General features: G+C 37.7%; 17 protein-coding genes. 1 reads left to right on the top strand and 16 read right to left on the bottom strand.

What is annotated here, in order from left to right; all coding sequences use genetic code 11:
• Positions 1-3: 3 nt before the first annotated feature.
• The 14 genes from DLJ48_RS07845 to dnaE all read right to left on the bottom strand — a co-directional run bounded on the left by DLJ48_RS07845 (position 4) and on the right by dnaE (position 14,450).
• Complete coding sequence (locus DLJ48_RS07845) at positions 4-516, bottom strand: dihydrofolate reductase (RefSeq protein ID WP_128686914.1); 513 nt, start codon at positions 514-516, stop codon at positions 4-6.
• Complete coding sequence (locus DLJ48_RS07840) at positions 482-1,681, bottom strand: CCA tRNA nucleotidyltransferase (RefSeq protein ID WP_128686913.1); 1,200 nt, start codon at positions 1,679-1,681, stop codon at positions 482-484. Before DLJ48_RS07840 ends, DLJ48_RS07845 begins: the two co-directional genes overlap by 35 nt.
• Positions 1,678-2,922: a tetratricopeptide repeat protein gene (locus tag DLJ48_RS07835; protein WP_128686912.1), complete on the bottom strand. Its 1,245-nt coding sequence runs from the start codon at positions 2,920-2,922 to the stop codon at positions 1,678-1,680. Before DLJ48_RS07835 ends, DLJ48_RS07840 begins: the two co-directional genes overlap by 4 nt.
• 49 nt (positions 2,923-2,971) lie before the next feature.
• The gene (locus tag DLJ48_RS07830) at positions 2,972-3,247 is read right to left on the bottom strand and encodes an HU family DNA-binding protein (RefSeq protein ID WP_128686911.1); all 276 of its coding nucleotides are present in this window, start codon (positions 3,245-3,247) and stop codon (positions 2,972-2,974) included.
• 161 nt (positions 3,248-3,408) lie between these two features.
• The gene (gene der, locus DLJ48_RS07825; protein WP_128686910.1) at positions 3,409-4,737 is read right to left on the bottom strand and encodes a ribosome biogenesis GTPase Der; all 1,329 of its coding nucleotides are present in this window, start codon (positions 4,735-4,737) and stop codon (positions 3,409-3,411) included.
• Positions 4,738-4,764: 27 nt separating this feature from the next.
• Positions 4,765-5,442, bottom strand: coding sequence for a (d)CMP kinase (gene cmk, locus DLJ48_RS07820; RefSeq protein WP_128686909.1), 678 nt, complete (start codon positions 5,440-5,442; stop codon positions 4,765-4,767).
• Positions 5,432-6,439, bottom strand: a complete 1,008-nt coding sequence (locus tag DLJ48_RS07815; protein WP_128686908.1) for a LysM peptidoglycan-binding domain-containing protein — start codon at positions 6,437-6,439, stop codon at positions 5,432-5,434. The genes cmk and DLJ48_RS07815 overlap by 11 nt, the downstream gene beginning before the upstream one ends.
• Positions 6,440-6,467: 28 nt before the next feature.
• Positions 6,468-7,028 (bottom strand): ECF transporter S component, encoded by a 561-nt coding sequence (locus DLJ48_RS07810; protein ID WP_128686907.1) that lies wholly within the window; start codon positions 7,026-7,028, stop codon positions 6,468-6,470.
• Positions 7,025-7,738, bottom strand: a complete 714-nt coding sequence (locus DLJ48_RS07805; protein WP_128686906.1) for a pseudouridine synthase — start codon at positions 7,736-7,738, stop codon at positions 7,025-7,027. Before DLJ48_RS07805 ends, DLJ48_RS07810 begins: the two co-directional genes overlap by 4 nt.
• Positions 7,738-8,328: an SMC-Scp complex subunit ScpB gene (gene scpB, locus DLJ48_RS07800; RefSeq protein WP_243148578.1), complete on the bottom strand. Its 591-nt coding sequence runs from the start codon at positions 8,326-8,328 to the stop codon at positions 7,738-7,740. The genes DLJ48_RS07805 and scpB overlap by 1 nt, the downstream gene beginning before the upstream one ends.
• Positions 8,318-9,064 carry a segregation and condensation protein A gene (locus tag DLJ48_RS07795; RefSeq protein ID WP_243148576.1) on the bottom strand — a complete coding sequence of 249 codons (747 nt, stop codon included), beginning with the start codon at positions 9,062-9,064 and terminating at the stop codon, positions 8,318-8,320. The genes scpB and DLJ48_RS07795 overlap by 11 nt, the downstream gene beginning before the upstream one ends.
• Before the next feature lie 26 nt (positions 9,065-9,090).
• Entirely contained in the window at positions 9,091-9,999 is a 909-nt protein-coding gene (gene xerD, locus DLJ48_RS07790; protein WP_128687121.1) for a site-specific tyrosine recombinase XerD, read from the bottom strand.
• A gap of 63 nt (positions 10,000-10,062) precedes the next feature.
• Positions 10,063-11,496 (bottom strand): pyruvate kinase, encoded by a 1,434-nt coding sequence (gene pyk, locus DLJ48_RS07785; RefSeq protein WP_128686903.1) that lies wholly within the window; start codon positions 11,494-11,496, stop codon positions 10,063-10,065.
• 71 nt (positions 11,497-11,567) lie between these two features.
• A complete protein-coding gene (dnaE, locus tag DLJ48_RS07780) occupies positions 11,568-14,450 on the bottom strand; it encodes a DNA polymerase III subunit alpha (RefSeq protein ID WP_128686902.1) in 2,883 nt (960 codons plus the stop codon).
• An 85-nt stretch (positions 14,451-14,535) separates the two neighbouring features.
• Between dnaE and DLJ48_RS07775 the strand changes: the two genes are divergently transcribed.
• Positions 14,536-14,739, top strand: a complete 204-nt coding sequence (locus DLJ48_RS07775) for a YjzD family protein (RefSeq protein WP_128686901.1) — start codon at positions 14,536-14,538, stop codon at positions 14,737-14,739.
• A gap of 23 nt (positions 14,740-14,762) precedes the next feature.
• Here the strand turns inward: DLJ48_RS07775 and pepT are convergent, their stop codons facing one another.
• The gene (gene pepT, locus DLJ48_RS07770) at positions 14,763-15,986 is read right to left on the bottom strand and encodes a peptidase T (protein WP_128686900.1); all 1,224 of its coding nucleotides are present in this window, start codon (positions 15,984-15,986) and stop codon (positions 14,763-14,765) included.
• Positions 15,983-16,675, bottom strand: coding sequence for a tRNA (adenine(22)-N(1))-methyltransferase (locus tag DLJ48_RS07765; protein WP_128686899.1), 693 nt, complete (start codon positions 16,673-16,675; stop codon positions 15,983-15,985). The genes pepT and DLJ48_RS07765 overlap by 4 nt, the downstream gene beginning before the upstream one ends.
• Positions 16,676-16,749: the final 74 nt, after the last annotated feature.

The following is a 16,749-nucleotide window of genomic DNA, read 5'->3' as shown; positions in this document are numbered from 1 at the left end:
AAATTATACTTTATCAACTTTATTTTTCCTTTCATATACTAAGAAATCAAAGGAATAAGCATGCTTAAGATCTTGATCATGATGAATCGTAGCAGTTAATCGAAAATCGTTATCATCAATTTCTGGCGCGAAAGTGTCCCCTTTTATATTGGCATTAACGACAGTCACAAGTAATTTATCTGTGAGGTGCATGAAGCTTTTGTAAACACTAGCGCCGCCGATAACCGCTAGATCCAAATGATTTAATTCAGCTAGTTTGATCGCTTCTTGAGGTGAATGCACAATTTTCACCTGAGGATCTGAATTCTGATAATTTTGTTTTGATGTCAAGATAATATTTAAACGTTTTGGAAGGGGCCTGGATCCAAAAGACTCGAACGTCTTTCTGCCCATAACGACCGCTTTATTTAAAGTCTGCTGACGAAAAAATTTAAGATCATCCGGCAAGGACCAAGGCAGATGCTTATCCACACCAATCACGTTATTTTTTGATTGTGCCCAAATTGCTAAAATCATTTTTCGCCTCCTGAATTAGAACTGTTTTTTGATTTGCGAGTTGTTCTAAGATCACCTTTTTTCTTAGATTCCTGATAATTTTACCGAAAATTGGTCCCGATGGAATACCAATTTTTTTTAAGTCAAAACCTGTGATTTGAAGTTCTGAAACTTCGTGAATAACCAATTTTTCGTATCGCTGCTTTAATTCGTTTTGATCTGGTCGAGAAACTGCGGACAAAGCGATTGCTATATCACTACCAATTGTGAATAAATCTAAATTATCAACTGCTTTCTTTGATAAAAAATTCACGGATTTAATAATTTGTGTTTTTAAATGATTACTCATTTTCCAGCAATCAAGGTATTGATTTAATTTTTCGCCCCTCAAATGAGAAAACCAAACAAAACGAGTCCAATTAATTGCGTCAATTGTAGACTGAATGCCTGTAAAGTCTGTAAATAAAGCGCTCGGGTCATTGATCAACTGGTGGCCTGGCAAATAATCCGTAATACCTAATAACAGCATTTGCTTAAGAGATTTTGAAGGATTGTCACCTGACAGCAATTTCGAAAACTCCGAAAAAATTCTTTCCACAGCGATATCTGCTAAATTATTTTTAATTTTTGCGCCTGCAAGTAACGTTTTTTCTTCGATCTCGAAATTTAATTGACTAGAAAAGCGAAAAGCTCTTAATATTCGCAAAGCATCTTCTGAAAAACGTGTTTCCGCTTGACCAACGGTCTTGATAATGTGATTTTTTAGATCATTAAGACCACCAAAATAATCGAAAAGTTCGCCTTCTTCATTTACCGCAAAGGCGTTGATTGTAAAATCACGTCGAGAAAGATCGTCTTGCAAGTTTTTCGTGAATGAGACAGTTTCAGGATGACGATTGTCGAGATATTGACCATCAATTCGAAAAGTGGTGACTTCGTAATTGCTGCCAGCAAAAAAAATTAAAACTGTACCATGTTTTTCACCAGAATAGTGGTTAGCCGTTTTGAAAATCGCCTTCATCTCATTGGGTTTGGCATCAGTTGTGATGTCAACATCATGCTTGGATCGATGTAAAAGAACATCACGAACTGAACCGCCGACAAAATAAGCTTGAAAACCATGCTCTTTTAAATGCAGCAATAGTGGAATTGCTTGTTTGAATTCATTTGTTAATGCAATTTTCATGAAAGTAAATAATTTGCCATTTCAAAATCGTCGGGAACTAATTTTAAATAATTTTCGAGGAATATACGTGCTTGTGTTGTGTCGGTATTTTTGAAGATGAAAAAAGCATCTTTTAAAAACGCAGGTTCATTGGCGAAATATTTTTTTACCTGATTGAAATTTTTTTCAGCTGTTGCTTGTTGATCAAGGTGAAAATAAGCTAAACCAAGATACCAAAAATAGTGTTGATCGATTTCCTCATCTTCGATATGCGCATTTAGCAAAGAAAGGACTTGATCATCCTGTTTTTCTTGCAATAAATTATAGGCTAATAAGCTAATAGCTTGTGTCTGCGAAGAATCTTTTTTAACAATTTCAGCTAATTCTGAATCCGAGAGTGAATATTGTTTAGCATTACTTTGCGCTAAAGCTAACTGAAAACGTGTCTGAATATTAAAAGGATCGAAATTCTTAGCTAATTGCAAACTGCGAATTTGGCCTTCAATATTGCCTTCTTTTAGCAAGGCTTCAGCCAAATTCAGATAGTCTTCTAAGCTTGCCTCTTCATTCTCAATATTTTTTTCTAACAATGCTTGTGCTTTTTGCTCATCGCCGACTTGCAAATAAGCTCGAGCCAGAAGGCCGTTTTCTTTTGCGGACAGATTTTTTAAACCAACAGTTTCAAATTCACCGATCGATTCCTCGAATTCGCCATTTGATGCTAATGCATTGGCAAGACGTTCGTGCAAATCAATGTCGCCGATTCGTTCATGCCCTTGGTCAATCAAATAATCATAAAGCTGAGCAGATTTACCATTTTCACCTTCAGCATCATAAAATTCTGTCAAAGCAAAACGTACAAGCGGATCATCACTCACATTTTGCAAATCTAGCAAGATACCTTCAGCTGACTCAAGTAGTCCCTCCGACTCATACAGGTCTGCTTTATCAATTTGAGCAGCTAAATAAAGTGAACTTTTTTCGGAAATCTTATCAATCAAAGCTAGCGCAGCATCATCGTCACCTTCGTCAATATAAATTTCAGCCAGATTAATATTGCCGGCATCATTCACTTTGTGATGTTCCTGCAGCGACTCTAACAAGCCTTTTGCATCATCAACAAAACCTTGTTCAAGTAAACTATCGGATAAACTGATCAAATCTTCTGTTGTATCATGGCTGATTGCTTTTGCCATCAAATCTTGATTATTAAATTCAGACTTGGCAATGTTCGATAAAATTTGTTGCGAATAATTCGTCATGAGTTAATTCTATAATAAAAAACCAGCCAAACGGCTGGTTTTGATATGTTTACTTAACAGTATCTTTTAATGCTTTTCCAGGTTTGAATGCTGGAACTTTTGATGCAGGAATTTGAATTTCGGCACCAGTTTGTGGGTTACGGCCTGTACGAGCTGCTCGATCACGAACTTCGAAATTGCCAAAACCGATTAATTGAACTTTTTCACCTTTTTTCAAATAACTTGCAATTGAATCAAAGACTGCATCAACTGCAGCAGTCGCATCTTTTTTAGTAAGATCGGTTGCTTTTGCAACTGAATCAACTAATTCTTGCTTATTTGCCATTAATTTCTCCTGTATATTCGTTTTGTAAAATTCACGGCTACCATGCATTTCACTAATAAGAATTTAACACAAAATGGGTAAGAAATACCATAAAAAAGCGTTAAAAGCCTGTCATAGCGCGAACTGTAACCTATTTGTCATTAAAAACTTAAAAAGAGTCCTCATTTTCTTGCTCGAATTCTCAAACGGATCGGCGTTCCGGCAAAATCAAAATTTTCTCTAATTTGGTTTTCAAGATAACGCTGATAACTAAAATGCATTAACTTCGGGTCATTGACAAAAATCGCAAAAGTTGGCGGCGCCACAGCTACTTCGGTCGCGTAATATACACGCAGCCGTTTTCCATTACGTGTCGGTGTTGGATGAACGGCGATGGCATCTAAAATTGTTTGATTCAAAATAGATGATTGGATTCGCATTTTGTGATTATTATCGACAGCCACGACCATATCAGGAATTTTATCGATTCTTTGTGAACTTTTCGCTGAAACAAACATAATTGGTGCATAGTCCAAAAATTTGAACTCTTCACGAATGTTATCTGTGAACTGTTGCATGGAATAATTATCCTTTTCGACAGCATCCCACTTGTTGACAACGATAATCACTGCCCTGCCTTCTTCGGTTGCTAGCCCAGCAATGTGTTTATCTTGTTCTTGGATACCAGTTGAGGCGTCAATAACAACCAAAATAACATCAGCGCTTTCAATCGCCATCTGAGCCCGTAAAACAGAATATTTTTCTGTACTTTCAATAATTTTGCCAGATTTTCTAATTCCGGCCGTATCTGTAATTGTGAACACGCGCCCTTGATCATCGACAAATTGTGCATCAATCGCATCACGTGTTGTTCCCTCTATATTGCTAATAATTGATCGATTTTGTTTGATCAAAGCATTAAAAATTGATGATTTTCCAACATTGGGACGACCGATGATCGCAATTCGAATTTGATCTTCATCATCTGAATCACTAGCATTGGTATCTTCGTTTTCCTTAAAATCTTTGATGATGCTGTCTAGCATGTCGCCAACACCGATACCATGAACTGCTGAAATTGGATAAGGATCGCCAAGCCCAAGTGCATAAAAATCAAAAATTAAATCATGCTGTTCAATGTTATCCAAATGATTGACCGCTAAATAAATCGGATGTTGAGATTGATAGAGAACTTTGGCAACTAATTCGTCATCTTGCGTGATGCCGTTATGTCCATCGACAACGAAAATAATAGCATCTGCTTCCGCAATAGCTAGTTCCGCTTGTTCCTTTATCTCATTGACGAAAACGTCGTCAGAAGAGGATATTCCGCCTGTATCGATTACGGAGAATTTAACACCGTTCCATTCTGCCTTTTCATATAATCTATCGCGTGTAACACCTGATAGATCGTCAACGATTGCTTTTCTAACGCCTACGATTCGATTAAATAAAGTTGATTTACCGACGTTTGGTCGGCCAACTATTGCAATTGTATATTTTTTACTCATCTTTATAAGCATACAGAAAACACGCGCCTATGCGCGTGTTTTGATAATTTCCGATATTTTTTCTACGACCTGATCAATTGATAAATAACTCGTATCTATCGTAACTGCATCACTAGCTTTTTTCAGTGGGCTGATCAAGCGGTGAGAATCCTTGTAATCACGTAAAATGATCTCATCTTTTAATTCTTCTAAGGAAACTCTAAAACCTTTAGTTTGGTTCTCTTTGAAACGGCGAGCTGCCCTTTGTTCAACGCTCGCAACCAAAAAAATTTTAACCTGTGCCTTTGGCAAAACCGTCGTACCAATATCCCGACCGTCCATCACAACCGAAGCTCCCTCGGTCATTTGTCTTTGACGCTCAGTCATTTCCTCTCGAATCTTTTTGTAAGAAGAAACAAGTGAAACGTTGTTTGTTATTTCTTCGGAACGAATAGCCTCTGTAACATCCTGTCCATCCAATATCACTCTTTGAACAGGATCGGCCGGCACGAAAGTCAGCGAAATTGTCGCAACTTGTTCAGACAACTGTTCTTCATTTTCATAATCAATCTGATTAATTTTCGCGTACAATGTTACAGCACGATACATTGCACCTGTATCAATATAGATAAAAGCAAAATTCTTGGCAATGATTTTTGCGACAGTCGATTTGCCGGAACCTGCAGGTCCATCGATTGCGACTTGAAGCTTTTCTTTAATTGCCATTGACTTTCAAAACTTGCCCCGGCACCAATGTCGCTCCAGTGGCCAAACCGTTTAACGAATATAACTCAGTCACAGTCATACCGTATATAGATGCGATATGGTAAGGTGTATCGCCACTCTTGACAGTATAAGAGCTGGTTGTAGCAGCAGAAGATGAGCTGCTTTGCGCTGAAGAACTAGAAGATTCACTAGCTGTAGACGATGTAGAACTGGATGATTGCGTGCTGTTCGATGATGTGCTGCTGGAACTTTGTGAACTTGTTTTTGAAACTGATGAAGCAGAATTAACAACTTTATCATTGTTTTGTCCGCGATTAACAATTGCGCCAATGACTGGATTTGCCAATAAAATAATAATCGTAATGGCAACAAGCGTCAAAACAGCTTTGCCGCTAAGGCGACTCAGCATGGTTTTTGACGACTTGCTTTTTGATCTAGTTCGTGGAATATTCGTTTGGTCTTTCTTTGTATAATCAGTTGGATTATAACTATTTCGTGGTTGACCAAAGTTCTGCGATGCTTCTGATTCTTGACTCGCTCGTGAAAGTGGCTTCTGCTGCTCTTGCTCGTCAAAATTTCTGTAAGGGTTTGAAGAAAAAAAGGAAGTCGGCGCCTGAGAATCAACAGTTTTGTCGGAATCTTCAAAATTTTGAAAAACATTTTGTTTATTATTATTTTCAAACTGAAAATTTGGATCATCAGTTGTTTGAGAACTCATCGGCTGGCTAAATAACGAGTCGTCTGAGGTGCTAAGACTTGATGGCCTGCTAAAAGATTGAAAATCACTTTCACTTGCAGAACTCGCATCCGCTGCTTGCTGAGCAAAAGTACTTTCACTATTTTGTGCTGTAAAACGACTGTCCGGAACAAAAGGCTGATAAGATTTCATATCATCAAGAGAGTCCTTGTTTGCACTGCTTGACGAACTAAAAGATCTGGAATCAGCTTCTTCACTATTATTGTCTTTATCTGGATTATATGGTTGAAAATCACTCATTTTGGCCTCGTTCAATAAATTTATTCTATCATAGCCGATTAGGGAAAATTTTTGCGAATATCTTCTCAATCGGATAGTATACTATGCCCCACACAAGACCTTCGATCAAATTGAAAGGTAAAATCATGAGAATGATATATTTCCAAAAGCCAATCGTTTTGTCAATATCAAAATTCATAAATTTGGTATATGCAGGAATTGCAAAGAAAATATTGACGACAATCGCAACGATCGTCAATGCAATGGTAGCTAAAATAATCGCCAACCAAATATTTCGTTTTCTCAGTACTGAAAAAACTAGTAAAAAAACAATTACGGCAACAATGTTAATTGGCAGTCCGATCCACGTGATGACGCCTTTGTTTAGCAAAATTAAATATAAAATCGACCGCAGCAATAAACCTAATAATCCATATTTAATCCCATAAAAATGTGCCAATAGCAATAAAGGTACGATAGAAATTTCTAATTCGAGGAAACTCGCTCCCGGAATGATTGGGACAGTCGGAAAAATAATCAAAATAAAACTGACAGCAGCAAAAAGTACTGTCACCATGAGTATCCTTAAGTTTTTTCTGTTTTCAGTCATCGTTTAATCCTCTTAACTTCTTGATCAGATAACGGCCGGTATTGGCCGCTCTTCAATTCCCCTAAGGTAATTCCAGCAAACATGTTACGGTTCAATTTTATGACAGGATGATCAATGAATTCTAAAATCTTTTTAATTTCATGATTTTTTCCCTCGGCAATTGTGATTTCCATGAAAGTCTCAGCCCTGTTAAGATCAGTTTTTAGAATTTTCGCTGCTTGTGGAAAGTAAATTTCATTATCAAAACGTATCGGCTTGGTCAGCTGATCTAATTCGGTGTTTTGGACGATACCTTTGACCCAAGCTTCATAAGTTCTTTTGATTCGGTGCTTAGGATGGGTCAACTTTTGTGTTAAGTCACCATCATTGGTCAATAATAAAACACCAGTCGTATCCATATCTAATCGACCAACTGGAAAAATTCTGCTCTCAGTCTTAATGAGTTCTGTAACGCTAGGTTGATCTGGATAGCTTTTATTCGACGATACATAGCCTGAAGGTTTATTTAACAGATAATATTCAAACTTTTCCCCACTAATATCTTGATCATCAACAGAAATCGTATCTTTTTCATTAACCTTGCTACCAAGTTTGACGACAATTTTGCCATTGACTTTAACCCGACCATTGATAATCATTTGCTCCGCTTTGCGTCTTGATGCAATACCTGCTTTAGCGATGCGTTTTTGTAATCTTTCTAATTCAGTCATTAGTTCTCGTTTTCATTTTTTTTAGGTCGTTGGAATAGATCAGTCTGGTCAGTGCTGGCAACATTTTTTAAAGTATTTGGATCTGGTAATTTCGGCAGTTCTGTGATCGTTTTTAAGCCAAAATAGTCCAAGAAAAAATTAGTCGTTTCATAAATGACAGGTCTTCCGATTTCGTCTTTCCTGCCAACTCCATGAATCAAGTCTCTTGATAAAAGTCTGGAGATCGCGCCTGAAGAATTCACGCCGCGTATTTTATCAACTTCTACGCGCGTGACCGGCTGCTTGTAAGCAATGATCGTTAAGGTTTCCAAGCTGGCTTTCGATAACGTATTAGCAATCGGTGATTGATAATATCTGCCCAGTAAAGCGGCAAAGTCCGACTTGGTGATCAAACGGTAAGTAGCATCATTTTTCAACAATTTGAGCGGATTTGTCTTATCCTTAGCTAATTTTTGATCTAAATCATCAAGCAAATCAGAGATGGCTGAATGATCAAATCCCGTTACTTGACTGAGGCTTTGTAGATCAATGCCGTCATCACCAGCAATAAAAATTAAAGCAAATAAGGCTGCCGTTTGATCAATTTCCACTAATATAACCTCCTTTTTCTAAAAATATTGTATTCTCAGTGTTTTGGCTAATTACAATAATATGGTCTTTTGCCAACTCTAAAATAGCTAAAAAAGTTGTAATCAGTTCATCGCTGCTAGTTGAAACTTTAAAAAAAAAGTTAAATTCAAGTTTAGAAGGTAAATCTGTTTTATGAAACAAGAATTTGATTTCCTGAATTTTATCTGCAACAGAAAAATGTTCTTGTTCAATTTTCCTTTTACGAGGATGCAGATCAATTTGGCGATTAGCGATCGATAAAAAAGCGTTTTGCAAATCCTTTAGAGTAACACCTGCTGATAATGCAGCAACTTTGATGTTTTGAGGAATTTTCCCGACCGGACGTGTATAAGAAAGTCCACGATGTTCTTCTAGATTTGACATATCATCGATAACTGTCTGATAGCGTTGATATTCAACTAAGGCATTAACAAGTTCTTGACGCGGATCTTCGTTTTCTTTATCATCATCAGTTTTACTTGTGGGCAATAAAAAACGTGACTTAATTTTAATCAAAGTTGCGGCCATATACAAATATTCACCAGCTGAATCTAGCGAAGGATTCAGCTGTTCGTCAATAAAATGCAAAAATTGATCTGTAACTTTGGTGATCGGCAAGTCAAAAATATCCAATTCTTGAGTTCGAATCAAGTGCAGAAGAAGATCTAACGGGCCATTAAAGTCCTTTAGAGAAATTGTGAGTTCATTATTAATCACGAAAACAATTCTATCATTGCCGGTCCTTAATTGGCTCGCGGATGAAATTTATCATATTGTTCTTTTAAATGTTTTTGACTGACGTGTGTATAAATTTGAGTTGTACTGATATCCGAATGTCCCAATAACTCTTGGACAATTCTTAGGTCGGCACCGTTTTCCAACAAATGGGTCGCAAAAGAGTGACGCATTGTATGTGGACTGATGTCCTTTGTGATATTGGCTTTTAAAGCAAAACTTTTAATTAATTTAAAAATGCCCTGTCGTGAAAGCTGTCTACCATGATCATTGACAAATAGGTAAGGCACATTCTCATCTTTAATCAACAAAGGTCGAGATTCGTTAAAATATTTTGCAATATAAAGTAAAGAAATTTCACCTATTGGAATAATTCTTTGTTTCTCTCCTTTTCCAATCGTAGTGATCAGACCAAGATCGGCATGCAGGTCTGCCATTTTCAAGTTACAGATTTCAGTCACGCGAAAACCGGTTGCATACATCGTTTCCAATAATGCACGATTTCTTAAGCCAAGCTTAGTCGTAATATCTGGAACAGCGAGTATCCTTTCGATTTCTTCGGTTGTCAGAACCTGAGGCAAATGAGCATTCTTTTTTGGTGTTGTCACTTTCAGCATGGGATCGACATCGATTTTTTCATCCTCTAATAAATAAGCAAAAAACTTACGCAGCGAACTGACCATATGGACGACCGAGTTATTCGATTTTCCTGTCTGCTGCAGTTGATTCAACCAATCTAATATTGTAAAACGATCGATTTTAGTTAACACAGTATTCGTTTGATGCAAATAATGACCAAATTCCGAAAGATCCTGATGATAACTTTTGATTGAATTTTCCAGTAAACCACGCTCAGTTCTTAAATAAGTGGAATAATCAGACAAAAGATCATTAAATTTTTCCTCACTAGTTAACATAACCTTATTAGTGTACAAAAAAACAGCCATCGTTGTGGTTGTTTTTAAAAATATATTCAAAACTTAAAGCTTGACAACGTGAATTAAGTTAGTCGTACCAGGTTTTTTGATTGGTAATCCAGCTGTAACCACGATTGTATCGCCTTTTTTAGCAATTTTATGCTCATGAACCGTTTTCTTTGCTAATTCAATCATATCATCAGTCGTTTCTGGTGCTTCCTTAACAACTGGATAGACGGCATAATTAATCGTCAATGAACGAGCCGTTAACTCATCATAGGTAATTGCCAAAATAGGCACATCGGGACGGAACTTAGATATCAAACGTGCCGTATAACCAGAGGCTGTTGAAGCCACGATCACTTTAGCACCAGCTTCACGAGCAGCGTCAACGGCTGCTTGAGCTAATACTTCCGTGTCGCTTGCTTTTGGTTCGTTTCGTAAATCAATTCGATTACCATCGTCATGAACGTGATTTTCAGCGTATTCATCTGAAGTTGCCATAGTAGCAACAGCTTCGACTGGCCAGCTTCCATTAGCTGATTCGCCGGAAAGCATCGTTGCATCAGTACCGTCCCAGACAGCATTTTCAACATCATTGATTTCTGCACGAGTTGCACGAGGATTCTCGATCATCGAATCAAGCATTTGTGTGGCAGTAATAACTGGTTTGCCTAAACGATTCATATAACGGATCATCTTCTTTTGGATAACAGGTACTTCTTCATACGGAATTTCAACACCCATATCACCACGAGGAACCATCAATCCATCAGAGACAGCAACAATTGATTCGAAGTTATCAATACCCTCTTGTGATTCGATTTTCGGGAAAATCATGACATGGTCTTCCTGATGATGTTTCTTTAAGAGCTTACGAATATCCAAAACATCTTGGGCCTTACGGACAAAAGAAGCGGCTATGAAGTCAATTCCTTGTTCCAAACCAAATTCAATGTCTGACTTGTCCTTTTTTGTAATACCAGGTAAATTAATAGCAACACCAGGTGCATTGACACCTTTTCTGCCGCCAAGGACGCCGTCATTATCAACTTCAACAAGTAGTTCCTTGTTTTTAGAATCTTTGGCAGTGACGGTCATTTCAATAATGCCATCATCGAACAAAACTTTTCCGCCGACTTTGACGTCATCATAGAGTCCTTTATAAGTGACGGCAATCTTTTCTTTTGTGCCCTTGTTCTTTTCATTCATCGAAATGCGAAGTTTATCGCCTTTCTTGAATGCAATTTTGCCACTTGGCGTGTCTTGAACCGTTGTCCGGATCTCAGCACCTTTAGTATCAAGCATAAAACCAATTAATTTACCAGTCTTTTTTTCAGCTTCGTGAACCAGTCCCATACGAGCAGCATGCTCATCGTGATCACCATGACTAAAATTAAAACGTGCAACATTAATTCCGCTTTTGATCAATGCGGAAATAATTTTTAGGTTGTTGGATGCAGGACCTAAAGTGGAAACAATCTTTGTCTTTTTCATTCAATGCTCCTGTTTTTTGTTTATCATTTAACAATAACAAAACACTTTTATCTTAACATTTTCTTCACGAATCAGTGACCGATCCGTTGTATTTTATTCACAATAATATTTATTTCATCTTTTCTCAACTGCGTCCTACCAATTAAGGCAATTAGTGCACCAGATTTCAAAATCGATGCTAATTGTACATATTCACGCGCAAAAACTGTGAGCGAACTCTCGCCGGTTCCATCAGAGATAGAAACAAAAGCCATTTGATTACCATTTTTATCCCTTGTTGTTCGAATCGAATCGATCATAACTGCCATCTTGACCTGTTGATCAGCCTTCAAATCAATGATTTGTGTATACCCTTTTTCAACAATTTCTTTTCTAAGACTATCAATAGGATGACCTGAAATTGCAAAACCCAAAGTCTCTTTTTCGTGATTTAGTCGATCTAGTAAAGGCATCTCATCGGCTGACGCCATTTTGGTTTCATTTAGGAGACTGCCGCCAAACTGCATGGCAGTAATCATCGAACTAGCATTATTAACTAATTCTTGTCGTGTGTAGCCAAAATGATCTAAGGCACCAGCATATGCTAATTGTACGATGTCGCTATCGGCCAAACGACTACCAGCCATTCTCTTTAGAAAATCAATCAGGCTCGAGAATAAACCATTAGCATGTCTTTCTTGAAGAATTTCATCTGCAACTTGTCTATTTAGTCCTTTTACTTTATTCAATCCAATATAAATTGCCTTGTCATCACTGATAAAAGCTTGTTCAGCATGATTGATATCCGGTCCTAAAAGCTTGATACCAGCGTTTTTTACGTCTTGTAAATAAACAGCTTTACTATCGTAATTTAATAAAACACTAAAAAATTCCATTGGGAAATAAGCTTTGAGATAGGCGATTTCAAAAGCCAATTTGCTGTATGCAACAGCGTGGCTTTTATTAAAACCATAATTGGCGAATCTTTCAATATAAGAAAAAATTTCCTCAGCCTGTGCTGTTTCGTGGCCATTTTCGATCGAACCTCTGATAAAAGCATCATGCTGAGCCAATAATTTTTCTTCATTTTTGTGTCCAATCGCTGCTCGAAAAACATCAGCTTCACCAAGGGTGAAACCAGCATAAACTTGTGCGATCTGCATAACCTGTTCTTGATAAATAATGACACCATAGGTTGGAAGTAGAATTTGTTGCAGGCTATTGTCTATTAGTTTAATTTTGGTTGGATCAGCTTTGCCCTTGGCATAATTTGGAATATTTTCCGATGGTCCAGGTCGATTCAGAGCATTCACGGCAACAATATCAGCAAAACTGGTTACAGAAACTTGTTTTAAAGCGCTTTTAGCAGACTCGGATTCGAATTGAAAAATACCGTTCGTTTGTAGATTACGGAATAAGGTCAAAACTTTTTCGTCATCAAGCGGTACCTTATCTAAATTAATTTCTTTTTGAAAATGCTGTTTGATCAAATTTCTGATATCAGCGATCATGTCCAAGTTTGTCAGTCGCAGCAAGTCAAATTTAACTAATCCGATCGCTTCAACATCATCTTTATCAAATTGTGTGACTGTGACATCGGAAATTTTATTCAAAGGAACGTAACGAACTAATTTTTCAGGGCTTAAAACAATCCCAGCAGCATGAATACCAACATGCCGAGGCAAACCTGAAATTGATTGTGCCAGTCCGATAATTTGTGCTGCATGTGGCAAATCAGAAATAGCATCAGGCAGATTATCAGGATCAGCATTTTCTAAAGCATCGTTATTTTGCGCCATAAAACTCGAAAAACGTTTCAAACTGCCCTCGCTACTGGCAAAGATTCGGGCACTATCTCGAACGGCTAAGCGCCTTTTAAAAGTATCAAAAGTGCCAATCTGAGAAAAATGATCAATTGAATACTTTTCCTGTAAATACTCAACGATTTCTTGCCGGCGATTTCCTGGCACATCAATATCAATATCTGGTAACTGAACACGTTTGGGATTCAAAAAACGTTCAAAATAAAGATCGTATTCCAGCGGGTCGATAGTTGTAATGTAAAGCGCGTAAGCAACCAACGAACCAACTGCTGAGCCCCGTCCAGCACCTAATTGGATATTTTGATGACGGGCGAAATTAATAATATCCCACACCACAAGAAAATAATCAGCTAAATCGAGCTGAAAAATAATGCCAAGTTCAAAATCAATTCTTTTTTGATAGAAAACAGGAATTTCTGATTTCCTAAAACGATTTTTGAGACCCAGTTTGACTAATTTTTTTAAATAAAGTTCTGGATTCTCTTCTTTCTCAGGGAGTGGGTAAATTGGCAGATGTCTTTGGCTTGTTGGCCAGTCGTCACTGATCGATTCGATGAAATGTTCATTATTTGCTAGTATTTCAGCAGGTAAAGCAGAGCTGTAAAAATCTTCGTCTTTTAAATAACTGCCAGATAATTCGGGTTGACCAGTGAAATCGAGTCTATTTTCATCAATGTGCCTTAAGGCCGTCGCAACAACAGCATCATTTTCTTTGACCCAGTCAATCGGAAAATACCCGAGCTGTTTTCTCGAAAATGTGGTAACACGCTGCACTTTACCTTCTTGATTATCTTGCAAAATGAGAACAAGCTGTGAAAAATCAAAGTTATCAGTGTCCAGATCCAATTGCTTATCTTGGTTAAATGCCAGCCAACTGCTGATGATCATCAAATGCTGATAGCCGGCATAGTTTTTCGCGACCGCAATAATTTCTCCATGATTCGTATTACTAATCGTTAAACCGATAATTGGACGAATTCCAGCAGAAATTGCAGTCTGACGAAATTTTTCAGCACCGTACAGATAATCATGATTGGCCAAAATAGCAGCTTTAAAAGATCTTTTTTTCAGCATTAAAACAAGATCCTCAGTCGAGTCAGGATTTTTCAACAGATCGTATTCGCTAAATACTTGCAATGGTGTGTAAGACATACTTCAATAATATCGCGAATAGCATTGATACGAAAATGTGTTCGTATAATTGTATTTTTTTCGCAATAGATTTACAATGCTTTGTATGAAATATATTGTTGTTGCTTTTTGGTCGGTTGTTTTAGGAAATGTGCTTGGATTTATCGTGGGTCAACTTTCTCAGCAAATTTTTAATCCTTTAAAAGTCACGATTGTGTGGCTGATCATTGGTGAACTTGCTGCCATCCTTATCACTCATATCTCTCAATCAGCTAACTCTGATGAGACAAAAAAAACTTCCGAGAAGTAATTTCGGGAGTTTTTTTATTGGCTTTATTTTGAATGCAGCTCGATAATTTTTAAAATAACATCTGTTGCCAGTTCCATATCCTGCACTGAGGCGAACTCATAGCGGCCATGCAGATTTTCAGCACCTGTAAAAATGTTTGGCGTTGGCAAACCAAGAAAAGTTATTTTAGAACCATCTGTGCCGCCACGCACAGGCTGCTCATCCGCTTCAATCGATAGTGCCTTAAATGCCGCTTCTGCCAGATGTACTGATTCCATATGGTCTTTTAGAATATCAGCCATATTGTAATACTGATCATGCTGACTTAATTCCAAAACCAGGTGTGGGTAGGCCGAGTTCACTTTTTTTACAGCATCCGCTAGAATCTGTTTTCTCTTAGCTAAACCATCTCGCTTAAAATCACGAATAATAAGATTTGCCATGGCTGAGTCACCATCCCCATCGAGATTCAGTAAATAATAATATCCTTGATCGCCCTTCGTATTTTCTGGTCGTTCATTTGGCAGCAAGTTGAAAACATCAATAATTGCGATCAATGGATTGATTAATTTGCCAAAACCACTTGAGGGGTGCACTTGCGTTCCAACAGCCTTGATAACAGCTGCTGAGGCAGAAAAAGTTGCCCATTCTAATTCACCTTTGATAGAACCATCGACTGTAAAGGCGAATTTAGCAGCAAAATTTTTCGTATCAAAATGATCAGCTCCAACACCGATTTCTTCATCTGGACCAAAGGCAATTTCAATTTCGCCATGTTGAATTTGCGGATGATCAAGTAAATAAGACATGGCCGTAATGATTTCGGCCACACCAGCCTTATCATCAGCACCAAGTAACGTCGTACCATCAGTTGTGATTAAAGTATGTCCTTTGTAATTATGCAAATTCGGGAAAACAGCCGGATCCAAATTATAATCATCATTTAATTTGATAACGGATTCACCATCATAGTTTTCATGCACTTCGGGCTGAATGTTTTCTGCATTGAAGTCTGCAGTATCCACGTGCGCAATAAAACCGATTGGATCAACAGTTTCTTTGCCTTTACTGGCTGGAATTCTAGCAAATAAATAGCCGTCTTTCATGGTACGGACATCAGCGAAACCAAGTTCTTTGATTTCGCTAGCAAGTTTTGCTAGAAAAGCGACTTCTTTGGGATCGCTAGGAATTGTTGTTGAAGTTTCGTTGGAGCGCGTATTAACTTTGGCGTAAGCAATAAAACGATCGACTAATTTTTCATATTTCATTTAAGTACTTCCTCAATTTCCTTTATTTCTGTTTGCACACTATCGTATCGTATTGTGGACCTTTGAGATGACTGCTCAAGTGTTTTTTTGATTTTATTTAAGCGCTGAAGTTCTTGCTGCCATTTTCGTCGAAAGAGTTCGGATTTTATTTGCAGCAACTTGGGTCCGAATTTGAGTTCTGCAGTAGTCAAAGGAATCATTTTATCTGTTTGTGTTGCGACAATAATTTCGTAAAAATGGCCGTTTTCCAATAATATCTGCTCATCAGTAATGAGCCGATTGCTTTGTGCGATCATACGTCTCACGTCAGCTTGTTCGTTATTGGCCTGCAAAATCAATTTTGCAGCATTAAGAAAATCAGGTATTTGCGATAACAGTTTGGCGATCAATTCGCCACCCATGCCAGCGATCACGATCGTATCTATTTTATCCGCTTTATTTGCGACTGATAAACCATTGCCAAGTCGTAAGTCGATTCGGTTGGCATCGTCTAGATCAGCTAACCCAATTTGTTCTTCTGCTTGAATTAAAGGTCCTTTACCAACATCTGAAGCGATCACGAAAGCGGTTTTGCCACTTTCTATTAAAGCAATTGGGATCGCAGCGTGATCAGTCCCAACATCAATTACAATTGCATCCTGATCGATCAGCTGATATATTGCCATTAATCGGTCTGATAGTCTTGCCATAAAATCAATTCATCCTTTCTCTGATTGGCTCAAATAAAAAACTGGACCATGAAATCCAGTTTTGCAACACGTCA

Source organism: Oenococcus sicerae, assembly GCF_004102045.2.
Lineage (GTDB): Bacteria > Bacillota > Bacilli > Lactobacillales > Lactobacillaceae > Oenococcus > Oenococcus sicerae.
Note: the sequence above shows the minus strand (reverse complement) of the source record. Positions and strands in the feature narration are given on the sequence as shown.

Coding starts and splice junctions, on each gene's coding strand:
- DLJ48_RS07845 (WP_128686914.1), bottom strand. CDS start 516: ATGATTTTAGCAATTTGGGCACAATCAAAAAATAACGTGATTGGTGTG.
- DLJ48_RS07840 (WP_128686913.1), bottom strand. CDS start 1,681: ATGAAAATTGCATTAACAAATGAATTCAAACAAGCAATTCCACTATTG.
- DLJ48_RS07835 (WP_128686912.1), bottom strand. CDS start 2,922: ATGACGAATTATTCGCAACAAATTTTATCGAACATTGCCAAGTCTGAA.
- DLJ48_RS07830 (WP_128686911.1), bottom strand. CDS start 3,247: ATGGCAAATAAGCAAGAATTAGTTGATTCAGTTGCAAAAGCAACCGAT.
- der (WP_128686910.1), bottom strand. CDS start 4,737: ATGAGTAAAAAATATACAATTGCAATAGTTGGCCGACCAAACGTCGGT.
- cmk (WP_128686909.1), bottom strand. CDS start 5,442: ATGGCAATTAAAGAAAAGCTTCAAGTCGCAATCGATGGACCTGCAGGT.
- DLJ48_RS07815 (WP_128686908.1), bottom strand. CDS start 6,439: ATGAGTGATTTTCAACCATATAATCCAGATAAAGACAATAATAGTGAA.
- DLJ48_RS07810 (WP_128686907.1), bottom strand. CDS start 7,028: ATGACTGAAAACAGAAAAAACTTAAGGATACTCATGGTGACAGTACTT.
- DLJ48_RS07805 (WP_128686906.1), bottom strand. CDS start 7,738: ATGACTGAATTAGAAAGATTACAAAAACGCATCGCTAAAGCAGGTATT.
- xerD (WP_128687121.1), bottom strand. CDS start 9,999: ATGTTAACTAGTGAGGAAAAATTTAATGATCTTTTGTCTGATTATTCC.
- pyk (WP_128686903.1), bottom strand. CDS start 11,496: ATGAAAAAGACAAAGATTGTTTCCACTTTAGGTCCTGCATCCAACAAC.
- dnaE (WP_128686902.1), bottom strand. CDS start 14,450: ATGTCTTACACACCATTGCAAGTATTTAGCGAATACGATCTGTTGAAA.
- DLJ48_RS07775 (WP_128686901.1), top strand. CDS start 14,536: ATGAAATATATTGTTGTTGCTTTTTGGTCGGTTGTTTTAGGAAATGTG.
- pepT (WP_128686900.1), bottom strand. CDS start 15,986: ATGAAATATGAAAAATTAGTCGATCGTTTTATTGCTTACGCCAAAGTT.
- DLJ48_RS07765 (WP_128686899.1), bottom strand. CDS start 16,675: ATGGCAAGACTATCAGACCGATTAATGGCAATATATCAGCTGATCGAT.